The following is a 20,960-nucleotide window of genomic DNA, read 5'->3' on the forward strand; positions in this document are numbered from 1 at the left end:
TCAGGCGCCGCAGGATGGTAAGCTGTTCGACCCACATGAACCGATAAAACGTACCGATAAGGAAGCCTTGCTCATGAAAGCCAGCGTCAAGTGGACTGATGGTCGCCAGTTCGTCGCCGAATCGGGAAGTGGCCACAGCGTAGTGATCGACGGCCCGCCCGACCATGGCGGCCGCAATACCGGCCCGCGCCCCATGGAGATGCTGTTGATGGGCATGGGCGCCTGCACCTCTTTCGACGTATTGGAGATCCTCGAGAAAGCCCGCGCTGGCGTGACCGATTGCGTGGCCAGCATCGAGGCCGAGCGTGCCGACACGGTGCCCGCCGTCTTCACCAAGATCCACGTACACTTCACTGTCAGCGGGCACAATCTCAAGGAAAATCAGGTCAAGCGCGCAGTGGAACTCTCCGCAGAGAAGTACTGCAGCGCCTCGATCATGCTGGCCAAGGGCGGCGTCGAAGTCACGCACTCCTACAGCATCGTCGACGACTGACCTGCCCTAGACGGGCGGTGCATCGACATGCCGCCACAGGTAGAGCGCCAGATATGAGCGATGAGGGGCGAAGCGCGTTGCGGTACGCAGCGTCTTGCGCCGGGGGCTGGTGAGAAGCTCGAGGGTCTTGCGTGCCGCCACGTCGCCTTCCGGCCAGACATCCGGCTCACCGAAGTAGAAGATGGAGATCATGTCGGCGGTCCACTGACCCACGCCCCATAGCGCGGTCAGCCGCTGCGAGCGCTGGGCATGATCCAACCGTCGCAGTTCGTCGGCTTCGAGCCGCCCGGCCCGGGCCTCTTCGGCAATCAGGCACAGCGCCCGCGACTTGGCCCCCGACAGACCGCAGCCACGCAGCGCCTCTTGGTTCGGCTCGACGAAAAACTCCATCAGCGGCGTCTCGCCAGCCGTATCGACGACCCGTGTCCAGATCGAGCGTGCCGCCTTGACCGACAGTTGCTGCCCCGCGATCGACCGACACAGGCGCTCGGCCAGCGGTCGGCTGTCGTCGGCCTGGAGCGTTATCGGCCCTCCGCGCTCGAAGGCATCGGCAAGACCGGGGCTCAGCTCACGAGCGACCTCGACGAAACGCAGATGGATCTCCTCGGACATGCCCCGCCACTCAGATCCGATAGACGCTCTTGGTCATGACCTTCGACATCAGCGACATGCCGAACTTGACCGGTGCCGGGAAGCGCGCGCCGCCTGCCTCCAGGGCCAACTGGGCATGATGCGCCTCGTCGATGGCCATCTGACGCAGCACGGCGCGGGAGCGATGATCGCCCGCAGGCAGCTTGACCATGTGCTCATCCAGATGCCTTCCAACCTGCTCCTCGGTAGCGGCAACGAAGCCCAGACTGATCCGGTCGCCAATTGCCCCCGCCACCGCGCCTAGACCGAAGGAGGCCGCGTAAAACAGCGGATTGAGCAAGCTGGTGTGACTGTCGAGCTCCTGCAACCGCTCGTCGCACCAGGCCAGATGGTCGATCTCCTCCTGGGCGGAGTGTTCCATCTGACTGCGTACCTCGGGCAGCTTGGCGGTACAGCCCTGGCCCTGATAGAGCGCTTGGGCGCATACCTCTCCGGTGTGGTTGACGCGCATCAACCCTGCGGCGTGTCGGCGCTCTTCGGCGCTCATGTCGTCATCCTGCACCTCCGCGGTTGCCGGTGAAGGGCGCGAGGCGCGCGCCGCCTGGGGCACCAGGGTGCGCAGCACGGTATCGAACTGATGGATCAGATTATCGGCGTGGGAGTATTGGCGGTTCATCTCACTCGGTTCCTGTACGCTGCCTTCGCATCGCGCCCGCCAGAAAGGCACCGACAAGCGCGGCAGCGCCACCCATTGGGGTGGCGCCATGAAGTTAGGTGCACCTGATGCGTCGCACGCCTCGACGCGCGCGGACTGCTCCGCATAGCGCCAGCTAGCCAGCCGGCCAAGTAAAGCGGCGACCGCCCATCAGGTGCATATGAATATGATAGACCGTCTGGCCGCCCTGGTCATTGCAGTTCATCACTACGCGGTAGCCGTCGGCGGCAAAGCCGCGCTCCCCGGCCAACCGTGCCGCGACATAGGGCAGGCGACCGACCAACGCCTGATCGCGCTCCTCGATGTCGTTGAGCGTGGCGATGTGTGACTTGGGGATGACCAGGATATGAGTGGGAGCCTGGGGATTGATGTCGTTGAACGCCAGCACCTGATCGTCCTCGTAGACGATGTCGGCGGGAATCTCGCGCTGGGCGATCTTGCAGAAGAGACAATCTTGCATCGGCTCGAGCTCCTGTCGCGTTCTTGTCCCGCTCTTGTCTCGTTATCGGGAGCGAGAGAGTTGGCGCAACGCCTCAACGAAAGCGCCGCTGGGCCAGCAGATGTCGCACCAGAGGGGCCAGAATCAGTTCGATGGCCAGCGACATGCGCGCACCCGGCACCACCAGGGTGTGCGGCCGACTCATGAAGGCGTCCTGAATCATCGCCAGCAACCACGGGAAGTCCACCGTGGAGGGGTCGCGGAAGCGGATCACCACGAAGGACTCCGAGTCGTTGGGAATATCCTGCACCTCGAAGGGGTTGGAGGTGTCCACCGTGGGCACACGCTGGAAATTGATGTGGGTGCGCGAGAACTGCGGCTGGATATAGCGCACGTAGTCGTTCATCCGGCCCAGGATGGTGTCGATCACCGCCTCCTGGGAATAACCGCGCAGCTTGGTGTCGCGGTCGATCTTCTGGATCCACTCCAGGTTCATGGTCGGTGCCACGCCCACCAACAGGTCCACGTGGCGGGCGATATCGCGCTCCGCCGTGACCAGACCGCCATGCAGGCCCTCGTAGAACAGCAGGTCGGTGCCGCAGGGCAGCGGCTGCCATTCGGTGAAGGTGCCGACCCGATAGCCGGCCTCGATCATCTGCTTGTCTTCGGCGTGGATATAGTGGCGGAAGGTACCGGTGCCATGCTCGCCATACTCCTGGAACAGCGCCTCCAGGCGACCGAGCAGGTTGGCCTCCACGGCGAAATGCGAGAGCTGGTGCTTGCGCTCCGGCTCCTCGCGAAAGATGCGCGCCAGTTCATCGCGGGTGTAGCGGTGGAAGGCGTCGCCATCGACGAAGGCCGCATGCACGTCCTCGCGGGCGAACATGCGCTCGAAGGTGCGCTTCACCGTGGTGGTGCCGGCCCCGGAGGAGCCGGTCACGGCGATGATGGGGTACTCGCGCGACATCAGGCGCTCTCCACTCCGACAAAGGCTTGGCGCACGGCGTCGGGTATGGCCACGCTACGCCCGTGTGACGGATCGACCAGGACGAGGTTGAGACGAGCCGTCGCCACCGGCCGGCCGTCCTCGGCATGTCGTACCCGGTGGTAGACTACGATCGCCTTGCCCGTGAACCCGGGTATCGCCGTCTCCACCACCAGCGCATCCGGCCAGCGCGCTTCGGACTGATATTGAATGGCAAGGTCGACCACTACGCTGGGAAATCCCCCCATGTCCCACTCGGTCAGCCCAAGCGAGCCGAATGCCTGGATACGCGCTTCGTGGAGCAGCGACACCAATGTGTCGTGCCCCAAGTGCCGACCATAGTTCATGTCGGTGATGCGCACTGACAACGGCTGCCGATGCACGATAGCGGACTCGGGAAATTCCAGCTTGATGCGCTCCATGCTCGCTCCCTGTCTCTATGTTATCGGAGGTGCGTTGCGATTCAGCCAGCCTGGCGCTCACGGGCAATGGCACGATAGGCGATGTCGCGACGGAACTGCACCTCGTTCCAGCGAATCTCCGCCACGCCCCGGTAAGCCAGATCGCGGGCCTGGGAAACTCCTAGGCCCAGCGCAGTGACGCACAATACCCGGCCGCCGCTGGTCACGATGCGCCCATGCTCGTTCTCGGCGGTACCAGCATGGAACACTTTGCAGCCTGTCGCTGCGGCAGCCTCGAGGCCTTCGATTTCGTCACCCTTGCGGTAACCGCCTGGATAGCCACCCGCCGCCAGCACCACGCCCACGGCGGCTCGCGGATCCCACTCGCAGGTATGTCCGGCAAGATCACCGCGCGCTCCCGCTTGACACAGTTCGGCAAGGTCGGACTGCAAGCGCAGCATGATCGGCTGGGTCTCGGGATCGCCGAAACGGCAGTTGTATTCGATCACCTTGGGGTTGCCTTCGGCGTCGATCATCAGGCCGGCGTAGAGAAACCCGGTATAGGGATGCCCCTCGGCCGCCATGCCTCGCACCGTGGGGACGATGATCCGCTCCATGATGCGCTCGTGCACGCTCTCGGTCACCACCGGCGCCGGCGAGTAGGCACCCATGCCCCCCGTGTTGGGACCGGCGTCGCCATCCAGTGCACGCTTGTGGTCCTGGCTGGTGGCCATCGGCAGTATCGTGGCACCGTCGACCATGACGATGAAACTGGCCTCCTCGCCCTCGAGGAACTCCTCGATCACCACCCGTGCCCCGGCATCGCCAAAGGCATTGGCCTCGAGCATGTCGCGCACTGCCGCCTCGGCCTCGGCCAGGGTCATGGCCACGATCACGCCCTTGCCCGCCGCCAGTCCGTCGGCCTTGATCACGATCGGCGCGCCCTGCTCGGCGAGATAGGCCAGCGCCGGCCCGACCTCGGTAAAGGTCCGATACGCGGCGGTGGGGATGGCGTGGCGGGCAAGAAAGTCCTTGGTGAAGGACTTCGACCCCTCGAGCTGGGCAGCTCCCTGCGTAGGGCCGAAGATGGCCAGCCCCGCTTCGCGGAAGCGGTCCACCACCCCTTCGACCAGTGGCGCCTCGGGGCCGACGATGGTCAATGCAACGTCTTCGGCACGGGCGAATTCGACCAGGCGTTCCAGTTCACTCGCCTCGATGGCGACGTTGGTCAGGCACGGCTCATGAGCCGTGCCGGCATTGCCGGGGGCCACGAAAACCCGCTCGACACGGGGCGACTGGCCAACTTTCCAGGCCAGGGCGTGTTCGCGGCCACCGCCGCCGATGATCAAAACCTTCATCCGCTTGCTGTTCCTGTCTCTTGCTGCGCAGGCCCGGCGAGATGACCGGGCCTGGTGTTCGGCTGGGAAGACGTCGCGGCATTATGGCAGAAAGCGGCACAACACGCCGCCTTCAGGATGACTTGTCCCCGTTCTTGTCGGGCTTGCCCTGCGGCTTGCCGGGTTGCGCCTGGCCGATGGCCTGCTGCCAGAACTTCATGTTCTCCTCGGCCATTTCGCGCATCAGCTCCATCGGCGAGTGGCGCATGGCCTGTTGCCACTGATCCTGCATGCGCCTCTGCTGTTCGAGCATCAATTGCGTGCCCTGCTCCAGGTAGCGTGCCAGCGGCAGCGGCTGGGCCATGTCATAGACACGGATGAACTGGGCCAGCAGATCGTTGGAAAAGACCTCGGCCTCGCCGTCGGCCTGCTCCTGCTCGATGATGATCGACAGCAGGATGGTGCGGGTCAGGTCCTCGCCGCTCTTGGCGTCTTCGACCCGGAACGGCTCTTCGTCGAGGACCAGGCGCCGCAGATCTTCGAGCGTCACATAGCGACTCTGTTGAGTATCATAGAGCCTACGGTTGGCATACTTGCGAATCACGCGCACGATGGCACTCCTTGTTTGGAAGGCAAACTGCCCTTGGCTGCTATTGTGCACCGCGCCACCGCCCTTGCAAATCAAAGCGACCAACGAGAGCCGATGAACCTGATCCTGCTTGCCCCCGAGGAGATCCACCACGACCGCCTGGCCTGTCTGCGCGACCCACGGCGCCTGCGCCATCTGAAGGAGGTCCATCGCGCCCGGGTCGGCGATGTCCTGACCCTGGGCGTGGCGGGCGGCGGCATCGGTCGCGGTGAGCTCATGCTGCTCTCCGACGACGAGGCCCGCTTCACCCTCGATGGGCTCGACACCCCTCCGCCACCGCCGTTGCCGGTGCACCTGGTGCTCGCCCTACCGCGCCCGCGGATGCTGGCCAGGAGTCTCGAGCACGTAACGGCCATGGGGGTGAAACAGATCACGCTGCTGCATACCCGGCGGGTGGAGAAGAGCTACTGGCAGTCGCCGGAGCTTGCCCCGGAAAAGATCCACCACCACCTGGTACTGGGACTGGAGCAGGCACGGGATACGGTGATGCCCGAGGTGAACCTGACCAAGGGTTTTCGCCCTTTCGTCGATGGGCGGCTGCCGGAGCTGCTCACCCAACGACGCGGGCTACTGGCCCATCCCGGCATGCCCCGGTCCTGCCCACGCGGCATCGACGAGCCCTGCGTGCTGCTGGTGGGCCCCGAGGGCGGCTTCATTCCCCACGAGGTGGAGCGCCTGCTCGCCGCCGGCTGCGAGGGCATCCACCTCGGCCCGCGCATCCTGCGGGTCGAAACGGCGGTGACAGCGCTGCTGGCCCGGCTCTTCTAGGCGCCGCGCCCTATCCCCCTAGGGCTCCTCGCTGGCCTCGTCCTCTTCCGACTCGTAGCGCCGCACCTCGGCATCCTCCCCGCATTCCGGCGCGACGAGGAAGGTCTCGGTCACATCGAGCAGGCCCAGGTGCGAGATGGTGCGCCGCCCCAGCAGCAGCGGATAAAGCATCTCCTCACGGTCGCGCAGGCTGAACTGCTCCTCGTGGATGATATCGCCCATGCAGATCTTCATCAGCACCACTGGGCGCTCGTCGCGGCCCCCCGCGCCACGCACGCGGATATCGCGGTATATCGGCAGCTCCAGGCTCTCCTCGAACACCTCGTCGGTGGCTTCGTCGAGCAATTCGAGACGGAAGCGCACCCACTCCTCGCCCTCTTTGTCGAAGACCTCGATGTCACGGGCATCCAACGACGAGGTGAGCGCGCCGCTATCGAGCTTGGCTTTCACCTCGATACCCCACGGCTCGATCGTCGCCTTCTCCACCCAGCCGTACACCGTTTGCTCCTCGGCGGCCTGGACGGCGCACACCGTCAGCAAGGTCCCCATGAGCGCGCCGAGCAGGCGGCGGCCGAAACGCATCTCCCTCATGAACGCAGTTCTCCTTTCGCTGGCGAATGATAAGCATGAAAACACAGGGATGTGACAGCCGTCCGTACGAGACGTGCTCTGGTGTCGGCTACACTATGGCTGTCACCCCGCAGAAGGAAAGCAGCACGATGACACGGAACTCTCTGCCCCGCCTCCCCCTCGCACTCTCCCTCGCGGCGCTGCTGGGCGCTCCCGCCTCTGCCGACGTGCCACCGTTCGACGCCCAGGGGCTCTATTCCACCCAGGCCCTGCTCGGCGCCGAGGTGCACTTCGAGGTCACCCCGGACGGACCGTCCGGCGAGGTCGTCGACCTGCTGTTCGGCGACGACCTCCGGGTCCATGCCCTGGTAGTGGATGTGGGCGACGGCCTGGAGCGGAGCGGCGAGCGCCTGGTGGTGAGCAACACCCACTACCGCCTGGTCCATGCCGAACGAGATGACGAGGTCGTCCACACGGTCATCGTCGAAGCCGACGCCGCCACGCTCGACGACCTGCCGCGCTACGACCAGGCGTGGTGGGAGACGGCGCGGGAGCGCGCCCGCGACGCTTGGTACGAAGCGGGAGACGGCGCCGAAAGCGCCTGGCAGCGGACCCGCAGGGGCGCCGACCGGGTCGGTGAGCGATCCGCGGAGACCTGGGAGCGCACCCAGGAGGGCGCCGATCGGGTGGGCGAGCGTGCCGAGAGCGCCTGGGAACGCACCCAGGAGGGCGCAGAACGCGCCGGACGCCGTATCAGCGAAGCGCTCGAAGGCTGGAACCGGCGCGACTAACGGCACCACTCGCTCCGCAGGCTCCCGGCATCACTGCCGCAGCCGTTGCAGCAGGCTCTCGGTGGGAAAGCCATCCGGCGTGAGTCCGGCGCTGCGCTGGTACTCACGCAGGCCGCGCCGGGTGTTGGGCCCCATGATGCCATCCGGCGCGCCGACATCGAAGCCACGTGCGTTGAGCGCCTGCTGCATGTCGCGCACTTGGCTGCGTGACAGCGGCCGCTCGTGGCGCGGCCATTCGGCCTGGACACCGGGCCGCCCGGCGATGCGGTCGGCCAGCGTACCGACCGCCAGGGCGTAACTGGTGGCATTGTTGTAGCGCAGGATGGCGCGATAGTTGCGCCCCACCAGGAAGGCCGGCCCACTGGCGCCGGCGGGCACCAGGATGGCGGCCTCGGCCAGCGGCGGCAACTCGCCGCCGCCCACCGCCCTCACCCCCAGTTCCGCCCACTCACTGGCGGAGCGGCGGCTGTCGTCGGCCAGCGAATAGTCGAAACCATCCGGCAGGCGCACCTCCATTCCCCAGGGTTCTCCCTGCCGCCAGCCCGCCCGGGCAAGGTAGTTGGCGGTCGAGGCCATCACGTCAGGAATGCTGTTCCAGATGTCACGACGGCCGTCGCCGTCGCCATCCACGGCGTAGGCTTCAAAACTCGACGGAATGAACTGGGTATGGCCCATGGCCCCGGCCCAGGAGCCAACCATGCGTTCCGGGGCGATATCGCCCGCCTCGATGATGCGCAGCGCGGCCAGCAGCTCACCGCGGGCGAAGTCGCGGCGGCGACCATCGAAGGCCAGCGTGGCCAGCGCCTCCAGGGTGGAGAAATCGCCGAAGTTGCCACCGTAATTACTCTCGATGCCCCAGATCGCCACGATGATCTCCGCCGGCACGCCATAGCGCTGCTCCATGCGCTGGGCCGTATCGCGGTGTTCGTCGAGTTTGGCCCGCCCTTGGCTGACGCGAGCCTGCGATACGGCGCTGTCCAGATACTGCCAGATGGGGCGCACGAACTCCGGCTGGGAGCGGTCGAGTTCTATGACGCGTGGCCGGTAACGCGCACCATCCAGGGCGCGTGCCAGCGTCGCCTCGCTGATGCCCTCTGCGCGAGCCTGACGGCGGAAATCGTGCAGCCAGGCCTGGAAGTCCTGAGGTGGGCTTTCCACCTCGCTGGGAGCCAGCTCGGGTATCGCAGATTCACTCGCAGCGGCCTCCTCCTGACGGTCGTCGGCCACGACATCCTGGATGGGGCCGGATTGGCAGCCGGCCAGCAGCAGCAGCAGAACAGCAGGGAAAAGTGGGCGAGTCATGGCACGTATTCCTTTACATCGAAGGCCACCGATAATGGCCCAGAAGCAGCCTCCAGGCCAGCCCCCGAGCCGCGTAAAACGTCGCTTTGTGTAACCGACCGGCCAGGCCGGGGCAGGCATCACTGGGGATCATTGTCGCGAGGCTTGTGTACGGCATTGGTGTCCGTTTCCAGGCCGCTCTTGAGCTCGTGGGTCAACGGATCGTAGTTGGGCCGCAGCTCATCCTTCACCGTACCGCTCCACAGCTTGGAGCCGACGAAATAGCCTGCCCGGCCGATTACGTGGGCCGCCACCGGCGCAGTCATCAGCACGAAGACGATGATGGCGAAGGCACGCGCCACCACGGCCACCTCACCGAAATGCATCGCAACCGCGAGCATGATCAGGATGACCCCCAGGGCAGCGGCCTTGGTGGTCGCATGCATGCGGGTGAGCAGGTCGGGAAGGCGCAGGATTCCCAGCGCCGCCAGCAACATGAAGACGGCCCCGGTCAGGATCAGAAAACCCTTGATGGTCTCAATCATCTCGCGGCCCTCCACGCTCCAGGAATCGGGCGAAGCCGATGGCCGCCAAAAAGCCCATCAATGCAATCACGATGGCGGCGTCGAGAAAGCTGGATACGTCGGTACGAATGGCGTACACCCCCACCAACCCCACTACGATGCTGGCGAACAGCTCCAGCGCCACCACCCGGTCGGGAAGGCTGGGGCCCCTCACGACCCGGACGAAAGCCAGAATCAGGGCGAGGCTCATCAGCACCTGGCTGAGCAAAATCACAGTGGCCATATCATTCCCCATTCGGCCTTGCCAAACTCAACGGAACAGTTCCAGTGCGCGACATTCCATTTCCTTCAGGTTGCGGCGCAGCTCCTCTTCGTCGTCGAGGAACATGGCGTGGATATAAAGCACCTTGCGGTCGTCGGAGACGTCCAGGCTGAGGGTACCCGGTGTCAGCGAGATCAGGTTGGCGACCATGGTGATCTCGAGTTCCGTGCGTGCAGCCAACGGCATGGCGATGACACCCGGCCGCATGTGCCAGGGTGGCGTCAGGATATCGAAGCCGACTCGCAGGTTGGCCTGCACCAACTCCTTGATGAAGAAGCCGATGAAGCGCAGTATCCGCGGCACTCGGCCAGGGTAGCCGGCCAGGGCATCGACTTGAGGTTCGATCAGCACCAGCGTGATGTAGCCGAAGACCAGCCCGACCACCAGGTTGAGACCGGAGAAATCCCCCGACAGGATGACCCAAGCCAGCGCCAGCAGCAGGTTCCAGATCGCACCGGTCATGGCAGCTCCTCCTCATCCACGGCATTGATCAGCGCCTCTTCGACGCCAGCCGCCTGCCCCAGCACCGCCTCGATGTAACCCTGCGGATTCATGAGCTGGTCGCCGACCCGGTTCATCAACGTCATCAACGGCTCAGCGAATACCCCGATCAGCAGCGCGAACAGCGCCAGTACCGCCACCGGCATGTACATCAGCCACAGGCTGGCAGGCACCATGCGGCTGTCGTCGCCCACCACCACCTCTTCCGCCGGCACCAGGTTGTCCTCCGGCAGAGTCTTCCAGAACACCTCGTTCCAGATCTTGACCATGGAGTACAGCGTCATCAGGCCCACCAGCAGGGCCACGGCGGTGACCACGTAGGCTTCCGCTTCGATACCGGCACGCACGATGACGAACTTGGCAAAGAAGCCCGACAGGGGCGGCACCCCGGCCAGCGAAAAGGCCGAGAGGAAGAATGCCACCGCCAGCCAGGGCCGCTCGCGGTACAGTCCGCCCATCTTCTTCAATTCGTAGGTGCCCTGCAGCCGCCGGGTGATGCCGCTGATCAGGAACAGGTTGGTCTTGACCACGATGTTGTGCATCACAGCGAAGATCCCCCCGGCGATCGCCAGCGGCGTATAAAGTGCCAAGCCGAGGATCATGTAGCCTATCTGGCTGACGATATGGAACGACAGGATACGGCGGAACTCGAACTGCGCCGCCGCCCCGAGCACCCCGGTGACCATGGTCAGGGCCGCGCCCCACAGCAGCAGGTCCTGGGTGTAGCCGAGCGTCTGGTCGAACAGCAGAGTGAAGACACGGAACAGCGCGTAGACGCCGACCTTGGTCAGCAGGCCGGCGAACAGCGCCGATACCGCCACCGGCGGCGTGTGATAGGAGGCCGGCAACCAGAAGAACAGCGGAAACGCCGCTGCCTTGATGCCGAAGGCCACCATGAACATCACCGCCAGCACCTCGACCATCCCCTGGTGCTCGGCCATGGCCAGACGCTGGGCGGCATCCGCCATGTTGAGGGTCCCTACCATGCCGTATAGCAGGCCTACGGCAGAAAGGAAGATCACCGAGGCCAGCAGGTTGAGGGTAACGTACTTGATCGCCCCCTCCATCTGCGCCTTCTCGCCGCCGAGGATCAACAGCGCGAAGGAGGCCACGAGCATCACCTCGAACCACACGTAGAGGTTGAAGATGTCGCCGGTGAGAAAGGCGCCAACCACCCCGGCCAGTAGCAGGTGCATGAGCGGATAGAAGCCGAAACGCTCATGCCCCGGCCCGGTGGAGGCCAGCGAGTAGATGGCCAAGGCCAAGCCGATGATGGCGGTGAGTACCACCATGACCGCACTGAGCACGTCGGCCACCAGGGTGATGCCGTAGGGCGCCGGCCAGCCGCCCATCTGGATGACCACGTACCCCTCTTGGATCACCGCGACCAGCAGCCACACGGCCAAACCGAGCAGAGCGAGATTGCCGGCCACGGCGGTGAAACGCTGCATGGGACGCGAACGCCAGAACAACAGCGACACGGCCCCCGACAGCAACGGCAGCAGAACGGGAAGAGCGACCTCGGGCCTCACGTATCGGTTTCCTTCATCTTGTCCAGGTCATCGGCCTTGACGATCTCATAGGCCCGTCGGATCAGCACCACAGCGAACGCCAGCACGCCGAAGGCGATCACGATGGCAGTCAGCACCACGGCCTGGGGCAAGGGGTCGGCCACCGGACCCAACGGCGCGGCCATCCCTTCAGGGATCAGCGGCGGAGCCCCGCGGGTCATGCCGGCCGAGGTAAAGATCAGCAGATTGGCAGCGTTGGAAAGCAGCATCAGGCCGATCACCAGTTTGACTATCGAGCGACGCAGCATGAGGAAGATGGCTGCGGCATAGAGCAGACCGATGGCCACTGCCATTACCGGTTCCATAGTGTTTCTCCCGATCGGTTCGACGATACGGCACCCGTGGCACCCAAGCGTTCAGGGCTCATCCTTGTCCACCTCCATCAACGTCATGACCATGGCCAGCACCGAGCCCAGCACTGCGAGATAGACACCGATATCGAAGATCAGCGGCGTCGAGGCGTAGAAATCGACACCCGGAATCGTCCACCACTGGGCGGTCAGGAACGGCTGGTCCACGAACCAGGCGGGAAATACCGAAATCATGCCCAGCAGCAGCCCGATGCCGATCAGGTCGCGAGGATCGACCATGCGCAGCACCTCGCGGGTGGCGCTGACGCCAAAGGCAAACAGGTAGAGGGTGAAAGCCCCCGCCGCCACCAGGCCCGCAATGAAGCCGCCGCCAGGCTCGTCATGGCCACGCAGTAGCAGGAACACGGAGAACAGCAGTTGCAACGGCATCAGGATGCGTGCCGCCGTGTGCAGTATCAGAGTGCCCGACTTAACCATGTCTTGAATCCTTCTCCTGGGCTGTCGACCTGGCAGCCTTGTCCGGCGCCCTTAGCTTGAGCATGGCGATGACCCCGATCGCCGCCAACGCCAGCACGAAAATCTCGCCCAGGGTATCCAGCGCCCGATAGTCGACCAAAATCACGTTGACGATGTTGCGGCCATGCGCCAGCGGGGCGCTGTTTTCGATCATGTAGTCCGAGATGGGCACGAACTGGTCGATGCCCCAGGCGGTGAGGATAAGCAGCGTCACCAGTGCCCCCACGCTACCTGCCACCAGGGCATCGCGCACTCGCTCGAGAGGCGTCGACAGGCTGGCAAAGCGCGGCAGCCGGAACAACACCAGCACCAGCAGGATGACCGTCAGCGTTTCCACCAGCAGTTGTGTAATGCCGAGATCGGGAGCGCTGAACAGGATGAAGGTCAAGGCGATGGAGAAGCCCATGATACCCACCGACACCACGGCACTGAGCCGCGAGCGGGCAATGGCCGCGAACAGTGCTCCCAACACCATTAGCATGGCCACTACCACCTCGTGAAAACGCACGTCGAGTTCGAAGGTGATCTCAGGCGAGTGCCGTACCAACAACGAGTTGCCGAGCAGCGCGATCAGTACCAGCACCATCACCAGGATGTAGTTGCGCATGTAGCCATTCTGCAGGATGCGCGTCTGCCAGTCGGACACCACCGTGATGCCATGCATGACGGCCTCGTAGCCGGCCTCGGGACCTCGGGTCATGATCGGGTCGAGCCGTGCCAGGTGGGCGCGGAGACGATCCCAGCGCTTGAACAGCAGATAGCCCAGCACCAAGGTCACGATCGACATGACCAGGGGAATGTTGATGCCATGCCACAGCGACAGGTAAACGGTCACCGGCTCACCCATGACTGCCGAGGCCGCTGCGGTGAGTACACCCATCCCGGCCAGTACCGGCAGCACGCCGAGCAACAGCGAGAGCGCAGCCAGGCAGGCAGGCCCCAGCAGCATCGATAGTGGGGCCTCGTGAGCCACACGTGGCGTCGGACGCCGCTCGCCGAAGAACGGACGCAGGGCGATGATGGCCGCCACGGCGATGGTAAGGAAGGCCGAAACGAAGGAGAGCAGCAGGACCAGCCAGCCGTAGGCTTCAGCCTCCAGGGCTGCCTCGAACAGCAGTTCCTTGGCAATGAAGCCGAACAATGGCGGCACCCCGGCCAGGGACAATGCCGCCACCATGGCGATGATCGCGGTCACCGGCATCAGCGGACGCAGCCCCCCCATGGCGGTGACGTCCTTGGTACCGGTCTCGTGATCGAGGATACCGGCCACCATGAACAGCGCTCCCTTGTAGAGGGAGTGTGCGAGCAGGAAGGTGACGAAGGTGATCAGCGCTCCCTCGGTGCCGATACCGAGCAGCATGGTCAGGGTGCCGAGCGCCATGATCGTAGAATAGGCCAGCAGCTTCTTGATGTTGGTCTGGCGGATCGCCAGGAAGGCACCGGTGAACATCGTCACCGCCCCTACCACGGAAAGGATGGCGATCCAGGCCTCACTGCCACCCAGACTCGGCTGCAAACGTGCCAGCAGGTAGATGCCGGCCTTGACCATGGTGGCCGAATGCAGATAGGCCGATACCGGCGTGGGCGCCGCCATGGCATTGGGCAACCAGAAATGGAATGGAAACTGGGCCGACTTGGTGAACGCCGCCAGCAGCAGGCACAGCAGCATCGGCAGGTAGAGATCGTGCTCGCGCAGGTCGACACCCGAAGCAGTAATCTCCGCCAGCGACCAGCTGCCACTAACGCTGCCGAGCAGCGCCAACCCTGCCATCAGTGCCAGCCCACCACCGAAGGTGACGAACAAGCCCTGGCGGGCCGACTTGCGAGCCTCGACGTCAGCGTGGCTGAAGCCGATCAGCAGATAGGAGGTGATACTGGTCAGTTCCCAGAACACGAACAGGGTCAGCAGGCCGTCGGCCAGCACCAACCCCAGCATCGACACCATGAAGGCCAGAATGACGATGTGGAAACGCGCCAGATCTCGATGGCCTTTCAAGTAACCGCCGGCGTAGATCAACACGAAGGTACCGATTACCGTGATCAGCAGCGCAAACAACAGCGCCAGGCCGTCGATGAGGAAGGTGAGACTCATGCCCAGCGAGGGCACCCAGTCCAACTGGAGGTAGAGCACCTCCCCTTCCATCACCGTGGGCACCTGGCCCAGGAACCAAAGCGCCAGCAGGGCTGGAAATGCAGCCAGCACGAAGCTGGTCCGTGGGCCGAACCATTGATGCAACAACGGGGCAAAGGCGGCCAGCACGAACCCTGAAAGCACGGCAAATTGCATCATGCAGTTCCCTTCTGTCAGTCCATCCACCGGGCACGGACACCCCTGCCACGGTTGCGTCGAGAAGCTGGCAAGCCAGCCTTGTCAAGCCTCTTTCGCGTGAGCTTTGCGCCGATAGTGCACCAGATCAAGAAACGGTGATTCAGCCGAAAAAATACGCCCAAAGGATGAGCGTCGGCAGCCGTTCCAGACTGTTTATTGCAGCGCAAAAGCATTAGACTTTGCGCCGCGGCTGACTACGGTGAGCGTTGATTTCACGACGAAATGGCTTGCTAGTATAGCGATTTCACTCCGTTTTTTCATTCCCTCCCGGCAGCCCGCTCCGGCGATTCTCGAATATTACAATCAGCTTGTGTGGTACTCGGCGCGCCACCACGCGACGGCGCATTGGTGCAAGCTCCGAGCCGCTGCCAGAACGGACGAACCACCATGTCATTGCTGTGGATCCCCCTTCTCACCACTGTCGGCGTCGTCGTGCCGGCAATGACCTCTCGCTATGGCCGCAAGCTCTGTGTCGCAGCCACGCTGATCGCTCCCCTTCTCGCCCTGGCCCTGGTACTCCTGCATGCACCCGCCGTCATTGCCGGCGAGGTGATCAGCCTGCGGCTATCCTGGATACCGCTTCTCGGTCTCGACCTGGCCCTGCGCATCGACGGCCTGACGCTGCTGTTCGCGCTACTGATCCTGGGCATCGGCAGTCTGATCCTGTTCTATGCCGGTTACTACCTCTCGGCAGAAGAAGACGATGGCCGCTTCCTCGCCTACATGATGCTGTTCATGACCGCCATGCTCGGTATCGCCATGGCGGACAACCTTATCCTGCTGTGGCTGTTCTGGGAACTCACCAGCATCGCTTCGTTCCTGCTGATCGGCTTCTGGGGCTACCGCAGCGATGCCCGACGCGGCGCACGCATGGCCCTGATCGTGACCGGCGCCGGCGGACTCGCCCTGCTGGCCGGCATCCTGCTGATCGGCCAGGAGGTGGGCAGTTTCGCCATGGCCGACGTACTGGCGGCAGGCAACCTCATCCGTACCTCCCAGCACTATCCGCTGATCGTACTGCTGGTGCTGATGGGCGCCTTCACCAAGTCGGCCCAGTTCCCGTTCCATTTCTGGCTGCCCCATGCCATGGCCGCGCCCACGCCAGTCTCTGCCTTCCTTCACTCGGCCACCATGGTCAAGGCCGGCGTGCTGTTGATGGCACGCCTCAACCCGGCGCTGGGCGACACCGCCCTGTGGGCGGTCAGCCTGTCGCTGGTGGGGTTGGCGACGATGCTCTATGCGGCCTGGTTCGCCCTGCTCGAGCGCGACCTCAAGGGCATCCTTGCCTTTTCCACCGTCAGCCACCTCGGCCTGATCACGCTGCTGCTCGGCCTCGGCAGCCCACTCGCCATCGTGGCCGCTATCTTTCACATCTTCAACCACGCCACCTTCAAGGCAGCACTGTTCATGATGGTGGGCATCATCGACCACGAGACCGGTACCCGTGACATCGACCGTCTCGGTGCGCTGTGGTCGATGATGCCGTTGACCGGCACCATGACCCTTCTGGCCGGCTCCGCCATGGCCGGCTTCCCGCCGTTCAACGGCTTCCTGTCCAAGGAGATGCTATTCGAGCAGAGCCTACTCAATAACCTGCTCGGCGCGCTGAGTATCGTCATCCCGCTGTTGGTGGTGGTCGCCGCCATGCTCTCGGTGGCCTATTCCCTGCGCCTGATCTGGAGCCTGTTCTTCGCCGAACCCAAGCTGACCCGCGAACAGAAGGCCCAGCCCCCGCTGCAGGCACACGACCCCTCGCGCGGCATGCTCGCTCCCGGCCTGTTCCTGGCCGCCATCAGCTTGGTAGTGGGCCTGTTCCCGATGACCTTGGCGGCACCGCTGCTCAACGCCGCGAGCCTCGCGGTACAAGGCGAGACGACGCCGGTCTTCCAACTGGCGTTGTGGCATGGCTTCAACATGCCGTTGCTGATGAGCATGGCCGCGGTGGCCGGCGGTGTGCTGATGCTCCGCCAGCAACGCCGATTCGCCAACCTTGCGGCGCTGTTTCCCGAGCGCAACGCGGGGTTGATCTTCGAGGCGACGATCCAACGCCTGATCAGGGCCACCCTGTGGCTCACCCTGCGTCTGGAGAACGGCTCGCTGCAGCGCTACCAAGCGCTGCTCATCCTGAGTGCGCTGGCCATGGCCGCCATCGGCCTGACTCAACTGGAGAACCTGACCGGCGAACGCGGCATGCAGCCGCTGGACGGCATGCTGTTCCTCGGCGCCGGGCTGATGATCTTCGGCGCTATCGGCAGTGCTCTGAGCCACCGCTGGCGCCTGGTGTCGCTGCTGATGCTCTCGGTAGTGGGGCTGTCGGTATCGCTGACCTTCGTGCGTTTCTCCGCCCCGGATCTCGCCCTGACCCAGTTGTCGGTGGAAGTCGCCTCGATGATCCTGATGATCCTGGCCTTGTTCTTCCTGCCCCAGCGCCCCCCACTGATGGTCTCGGGCCGGCGTATCCTGCGCGATCTGATCCTGGCTGCCTCGCTGGGCCTGGTGGTGGCGATGCTCAACTATGCCATCCTGACCCGCGAGACCCTGGCCATCGCCGATTATTTCCTGCGCGAGAGCGTGCCCGGTGGTGGCGGCACCAACGTGGTCAACGTCATCCTGGTCGACTTCCGCGGTTTCGACACTTTCGGCGAGATTACCGTGCTGACCCTGGCCGGGCTCGCCACCTTCAAGTTGCTCAACCGCCTGCGCCTGTTCATGCCGGCCGGCAACATCGAGGGCATCCGCTGGTCACGCCACCGCTATCCGCTAATTCTGGCGGTAGTGGCCCAGATCCTGCTGCCGCTGGCGCTGCTGGTTTCGGTCTACATCTTCCTGCGCGGCCACAATCAGCCCGGTGGCGGCTTCATCGCCGGCCTGATCACCGCCACTGCCCTGCTGCTGCAATACATGGCCAGGGGCTACGACTGGACCCGCGAGCGCCTGCCGCTCTCCTATCCGGTAGTGGCCGTCTCGGGGCTGGCCGTTGCCCTGGCCACCGGGCTCGGCAGCTGGCTGTTCGGCTACCCCTTCCTGACCTCGGCCTTCGGTCACTTCCACCTGCCTTTGATCGGCGAGTTCGAGCTGGCCACGGCGATGCTGTTCGACGTCGGCGTCTACCTGGCCGTGATTGGTGCCACGCTGATGATCCTGGTCAACCTGGGCCGCGTCACTACGGTGAATCGCCCGACACTGGAGGAACACTGAATGGAAGCCCTGTTCTCGCTCGTCGTCGGAGTGCTCACCGCCAGCGGCATCTATCTGTTGCTGCGCGGCCGCACCTTCCCGGTCATCGTCGGACTGGCGCTGCTCGGCTATGCCGTGAACCTGTTCCTGTTCTCCTCCGGCGGGCTACATACCGATGCCGCCGCGGTCATCGGCGAATCGTTCGCCCCGGCCGACCCCCTGCCCCAGGCCTTGGTACTCACGGCCATCGTGATCGGCTTCGCCATGACGGCCTTCGTCGTGATCCTGGCGATCCGCGCCCGCGGCGACCTCGGCTCCGACCACGTGGACGGGCAGCAGGGCGAAGACGGAGACATGCTGCAATGAGCCAGCACCTGATTTCCCTTCCCATCCTGCTGCCCATGCTGGGCGCCCTGGTGCTGCTGCTTTCAGGCAAGGCCAGCGAGCGTACCCAGCGCCAGCTCAGCGTCGCCTTCACCGCCCTACTGCTGATCGTCTGTCTGCTGTTGCTGCGTCAGGCCGCAAGCGGCGAACTCACCTTCTATTCGCTGGGCAACTGGCAAGCCCCCTACGGCATCGTGCTGATGCTCGACCGGCTCTCGGCGCTGATGCTGAGCCTCAACGCCGTACTGGCCATGGGCTGCCTGCTTTTCGCCTGCGCCGGCGAAGACATGCGCGGCAGCAATTTCCACGGTATCTTCCAACTGCAGTTGATGGGCCTGAATGGTGCCTTCCTCACCGGCGACATCTTCAATCTGTTCGTGTTCTTCGAGATCCTGCTGCTGGCCTCCTATGCCCTGTTGATGCACGGAGGCAACAAGGCCCGAGTCGGTGCCGGCCTGCACTATGTGATTCTCAACGTGGCCGGCTCGGCGCTGTTCCTGATTGCACTGGGTGTGCTCTACGGCGCTACCGGCACACTCAACAAGGCCGACATGGCCCAGCGCGTGGCCGAGATGTCTGGCGACCAGGCCGCTCTGGTCACGGCCGGAGGACTGCTGCTGATCGTGGTCTTCAGCCTCAAGGCGGCCCTGCTGCCGCTCTATTTCTGGCTGCCACGCACCTACTCGGCAGCCCCCGCTCCGGTCGCGGCACTGTTCGCCATCATGACCAAGGTCGGTCTCTACGCCATCCTGCGGGTCCAGTCGCTGATCTTCATCGACACGCCCGCTGCCTCCGCCATTGCCGGCTGGCTGTGGTGGTCGGGCCTGGCCACCATCGTACTCGCGGCCATCGGCGTGGTGGCGGCCCGTGACTTGCGTCCGCTGATCGCCTACCTGGTACTGGTTTCGGTCGGCACCCTGCTGGCTGCGGCGGCACTGGGCACTCCCGCCGCCGTGACCGCACTGCTCTATTACCTGCCCCATACCACCCTGATCTGCGGAGCACTGTTCCTGATTGCCGAACTGATCGGCCAGCAGCGCGGCACGGCCGGCACCCGCCTGGTACGCGCGCGGCGCCTGCATCAGCGGCAGTTGCTCGGCATCCTGTTCCTGGTCGCCGCGGTGGGAGTGGTCGGGCTGCCGCCACTGGCAGGCTCACTGGCCAAGCTGCTGCTGCTGCAGGCCGCCGAGGGCAGCGCCAGGCTGTGGCTGTGGCCGCTGCTGCTGATGGCGGGTTTGTGCGCGCTCATTGCCATATCCCGCGCCGGCTCGGTGTTCTTCTGGGCCAGCTACAAGGGCGAGGTCGCCGCCGGCAAGGTCAGCCGGGCACAGCTCGCCGGCGTGGTCTGGCTGTTGGCCACTGCTCCGATACTGGTCGTCCTGGGCGGCCCCATCAGCCACTACGCCCAGGCCACGGCCGAGCAGTTGGCCAGCCCTCAGGCAATCATCCATCAGCTGCTCGGCGAGCCGCCGAAACGCGAGCTCGTCCAGCTCCATCCGCCACCCCTTGGACCGCATCCGGGAGACACGCCATGAGAGCCTTGGGACGCTACCTGCCCACCCCCACGCTGTCGCTGGTGTTGTTGGTGGTATGGCTGTTGATGGTACGCAGCCTAGCGCCTGGCCAAGTGCTGCTGGGGGCCCTGCTGGCGGTGGGCATACCGCTGCTGACGCAGGGCTTCTGGGAGCCGCTGCCTCGAGTCAAGCATCCACTCAAGCTGGCCTGGTTCGTACTGGTGGTGATGTGGGACATCGTCAAGGCCAACGTGCACGTCAGTCTGCTGATCCTGCTGCCGCGGCGCGAACCGCACCCGGGATTCGTCGAATATCCGCTCGAAGTGAAGGATCGCCTGGCCATCACCCTGCTGGCCAACACTATCACCATGACGCCCGGCACCGTGTCGACCAACATCCGCCTCGACGGCTCCTCGCTGCTGATCCATGTGCTGGACATGGATGACGAGCAGGCCCTGATCCGCGAGATTCGCGAGCGCTACGAGCGGCCGCTGAAGGAGATCTTCGAATGCTAGACACTGCGCTGTTGATCAGCCTGACCCTGATCGTGCTGGCCATGGCCATGAACGTCTACCGGCTCGCCATCGGCCCCGACGTGCCCGACCGGTTGCTGGCCCTCGATACGCTCTACGTGAATTCGATTGCCTTGATCGTGCTGCTCGGACTGTGGCTCAACACCAAGACCTACTTCGAGGCGGCGATACTGATCGCCATGCTCGGCTTCGTCGGCACCATGGCCATCTGCCGCTATTTGCTGCGCGGCGACATCATCGAATAGGAGAGAGTGAAAG

At 64.4% G+C, this 20,960-nt stretch carries 24 protein-coding genes; 8 read left to right on the top strand and 16 right to left on the bottom strand.

Annotation, left to right across the window (positions count from 1 at the left end; all coding sequences use genetic code 11):
* Nucleotides 1–73 precede the first annotated feature (73 nt).
* The gene (locus HOP51_RS08990; protein WP_234273598.1) at nucleotides 74–493 is read left to right on the top strand and encodes an OsmC family protein; all 420 of its coding nucleotides are present in this window, start codon (nucleotides 74–76) and stop codon (nucleotides 491–493) included.
* Between the two features lie 6 nt (nucleotides 494–499).
* Here HOP51_RS08990 and HOP51_RS08995 read toward each other — a convergent pair whose 3' ends face one another.
* The 7 genes from HOP51_RS08995 to phaR form a co-directional block, all read right to left on the bottom strand.
* Entirely contained in the window at nucleotides 500–1,105 is a 606-nt protein-coding gene (locus HOP51_RS08995) for a DNA-3-methyladenine glycosylase family protein (RefSeq protein ID WP_234273599.1), read from the bottom strand.
* 10 nt (nucleotides 1,106–1,115) lie between these two features.
* Nucleotides 1,116–1,760 (bottom strand): 2-polyprenyl-3-methyl-6-methoxy-1,4-benzoquinone monooxygenase, encoded by a 645-nt coding sequence (gene coq7 / locus HOP51_RS09000; RefSeq protein WP_234273788.1) that lies wholly within the window; start codon nucleotides 1,758–1,760, stop codon nucleotides 1,116–1,118.
* Between the two features lie 154 nt (nucleotides 1,761–1,914).
* Nucleotides 1,915–2,259 carry a histidine triad nucleotide-binding protein gene (locus tag HOP51_RS09005; RefSeq protein ID WP_234273600.1) on the bottom strand — a complete coding sequence of 115 codons (345 nt, stop codon included), beginning with the start codon at nucleotides 2,257–2,259 and terminating at the stop codon, nucleotides 1,915–1,917.
* Nucleotides 2,260–2,332: 73 nt separating this feature from the next.
* On the bottom strand, nucleotides 2,333–3,205 hold the full coding sequence (locus HOP51_RS09010; protein ID WP_234273601.1) for a phosphoribulokinase: 873 nt from the start codon (nucleotides 3,203–3,205) through the stop codon (nucleotides 2,333–2,335).
* Nucleotides 3,205–3,645, bottom strand: coding sequence for an acyl-CoA thioesterase (locus HOP51_RS09015; RefSeq protein WP_234273602.1), 441 nt, complete (start codon nucleotides 3,643–3,645; stop codon nucleotides 3,205–3,207). The genes HOP51_RS09010 and HOP51_RS09015 overlap by 1 nt, the downstream gene beginning before the upstream one ends.
* A 41-nt stretch (nucleotides 3,646–3,686) precedes the next feature.
* Nucleotides 3,687–4,982 (bottom strand): phosphoribosylamine--glycine ligase, encoded by a 1,296-nt coding sequence (gene purD, locus HOP51_RS09020; RefSeq protein ID WP_234273603.1) that lies wholly within the window; start codon nucleotides 4,980–4,982, stop codon nucleotides 3,687–3,689.
* Between the two features lie 112 nt (nucleotides 4,983–5,094).
* Complete coding sequence (gene phaR / locus HOP51_RS09025; RefSeq protein WP_234273604.1) at nucleotides 5,095–5,571, bottom strand: polyhydroxyalkanoate synthesis repressor PhaR; 477 nt, start codon at nucleotides 5,569–5,571, stop codon at nucleotides 5,095–5,097.
* A gap of 93 nt (nucleotides 5,572–5,664) precedes the next feature.
* Here phaR and HOP51_RS09030 point away from each other — a divergent pair, with 93 nt between their 5' ends.
* Nucleotides 5,665–6,378: a 16S rRNA (uracil(1498)-N(3))-methyltransferase gene (locus tag HOP51_RS09030; RefSeq protein WP_234273605.1), complete on the top strand. Its 714-nt coding sequence runs from the start codon at nucleotides 5,665–5,667 to the stop codon at nucleotides 6,376–6,378.
* Nucleotides 6,379–6,396: 18 nt separating this feature from the next.
* Here the strand turns inward: HOP51_RS09030 and rloA3 are convergent, their stop codons facing one another.
* Nucleotides 6,397–6,960, bottom strand: a complete 564-nt coding sequence (gene rloA3 / locus HOP51_RS09035; protein ID WP_234273789.1) for a retropepsin-like aspartic peptidase RloA3 — start codon at nucleotides 6,958–6,960, stop codon at nucleotides 6,397–6,399.
* 137 nt (nucleotides 6,961–7,097) lie between these two features.
* Between rloA3 and HOP51_RS09040 the strand changes: the two genes are divergently transcribed.
* Nucleotides 7,098–7,739, top strand: a complete 642-nt coding sequence (locus HOP51_RS09040; RefSeq protein WP_234273606.1) for a hypothetical protein — start codon at nucleotides 7,098–7,100, stop codon at nucleotides 7,737–7,739.
* Nucleotides 7,740–7,769: 30 nt separating this feature from the next.
* On the opposite strand, the gene HOP51_RS09045 is transcribed toward HOP51_RS09040, so the two are convergent.
* From HOP51_RS09045 to HOP51_RS09080, 8 genes are all read right to left on the bottom strand, one after another.
* Complete coding sequence (locus tag HOP51_RS09045) at nucleotides 7,770–9,041, bottom strand: lytic murein transglycosylase (RefSeq protein ID WP_234273607.1); 1,272 nt, start codon at nucleotides 9,039–9,041, stop codon at nucleotides 7,770–7,772.
* 119 nt (nucleotides 9,042–9,160) lie between these two features.
* A complete protein-coding gene (gene mnhG / locus HOP51_RS09050) occupies nucleotides 9,161–9,565 on the bottom strand; it encodes a monovalent cation/H(+) antiporter subunit G (protein ID WP_234273608.1) in 405 nt (134 codons plus the stop codon).
* The gene (locus HOP51_RS09055; RefSeq protein WP_234273609.1) at nucleotides 9,558–9,827 is read right to left on the bottom strand and encodes a monovalent cation/H+ antiporter complex subunit F; all 270 of its coding nucleotides are present in this window, start codon (nucleotides 9,825–9,827) and stop codon (nucleotides 9,558–9,560) included. The genes mnhG and HOP51_RS09055 overlap by 8 nt, the downstream gene beginning before the upstream one ends.
* 27 nt (nucleotides 9,828–9,854) lie before the next feature.
* Nucleotides 9,855–10,328: a Na+/H+ antiporter subunit E gene (locus HOP51_RS09060; protein ID WP_234273610.1), complete on the bottom strand. Its 474-nt coding sequence runs from the start codon at nucleotides 10,326–10,328 to the stop codon at nucleotides 9,855–9,857.
* Nucleotides 10,325–11,899, bottom strand: a complete 1,575-nt coding sequence (locus tag HOP51_RS09065; RefSeq protein ID WP_234273611.1) for a Na+/H+ antiporter subunit D — start codon at nucleotides 11,897–11,899, stop codon at nucleotides 10,325–10,327. Before HOP51_RS09065 ends, HOP51_RS09060 begins: the two co-directional genes overlap by 4 nt.
* On the bottom strand, nucleotides 11,896–12,243 hold the full coding sequence (locus HOP51_RS09070; protein ID WP_234273612.1) for a Na+/H+ antiporter subunit C: 348 nt from the start codon (nucleotides 12,241–12,243) through the stop codon (nucleotides 11,896–11,898). Before HOP51_RS09070 ends, HOP51_RS09065 begins: the two co-directional genes overlap by 4 nt.
* A gap of 51 nt (nucleotides 12,244–12,294) precedes the next feature.
* The gene (locus HOP51_RS09075) at nucleotides 12,295–12,726 is read right to left on the bottom strand and encodes a Na+/H+ antiporter subunit B (RefSeq protein WP_159550067.1); all 432 of its coding nucleotides are present in this window, start codon (nucleotides 12,724–12,726) and stop codon (nucleotides 12,295–12,297) included.
* On the bottom strand, nucleotides 12,719–15,052 hold the full coding sequence (locus tag HOP51_RS09080; protein ID WP_234273790.1) for a putative monovalent cation/H+ antiporter subunit A: 2,334 nt from the start codon (nucleotides 15,050–15,052) through the stop codon (nucleotides 12,719–12,721). Before HOP51_RS09080 ends, HOP51_RS09075 begins: the two co-directional genes overlap by 8 nt.
* 429 nt (nucleotides 15,053–15,481) lie before the next feature.
* Here HOP51_RS09080 and HOP51_RS09085 point away from each other — a divergent pair, with 429 nt between their 5' ends.
* The 5 genes from HOP51_RS09085 to HOP51_RS09105 are packed head-to-tail and all read left to right on the top strand — an operon-like array spanning nucleotide 15,482 to nucleotide 20,947.
* Nucleotides 15,482–18,292, top strand: coding sequence for a monovalent cation/H+ antiporter subunit A (locus HOP51_RS09085; RefSeq protein WP_234273613.1), 2,811 nt, complete (start codon nucleotides 15,482–15,484; stop codon nucleotides 18,290–18,292).
* Nucleotides 18,293–18,637: a Na+/H+ antiporter subunit C gene (locus tag HOP51_RS09090; protein ID WP_234273614.1), complete on the top strand. Its 345-nt coding sequence runs from the start codon at nucleotides 18,293–18,295 to the stop codon at nucleotides 18,635–18,637. It begins immediately after the preceding gene.
* Nucleotides 18,634–20,190 (top strand): monovalent cation/H+ antiporter subunit D, encoded by a 1,557-nt coding sequence (locus HOP51_RS09095; protein ID WP_234273615.1) that lies wholly within the window; start codon nucleotides 18,634–18,636, stop codon nucleotides 20,188–20,190. Before HOP51_RS09090 ends, HOP51_RS09095 begins: the two co-directional genes overlap by 4 nt.
* Entirely contained in the window at nucleotides 20,187–20,684 is a 498-nt protein-coding gene (locus HOP51_RS09100; protein ID WP_234273616.1) for a Na+/H+ antiporter subunit E, read from the top strand. Before HOP51_RS09095 ends, HOP51_RS09100 begins: the two co-directional genes overlap by 4 nt.
* Complete coding sequence (locus HOP51_RS09105) at nucleotides 20,678–20,947, top strand: K+/H+ antiporter subunit F (RefSeq protein WP_159550058.1); 270 nt, start codon at nucleotides 20,678–20,680, stop codon at nucleotides 20,945–20,947. The genes HOP51_RS09100 and HOP51_RS09105 overlap by 7 nt, the downstream gene beginning before the upstream one ends.
* The last annotated feature ends 13 nt before the right edge of the window (nucleotides 20,948–20,960 follow it).

The sequence above is a fragment of the Billgrantia zhangzhouensis genome, from assembly GCF_021404465.1.
In the GTDB taxonomy this organism is placed as follows: domain Bacteria; phylum Pseudomonadota; class Gammaproteobacteria; order Pseudomonadales; family Halomonadaceae; genus Halomonas; species Halomonas zhangzhouensis.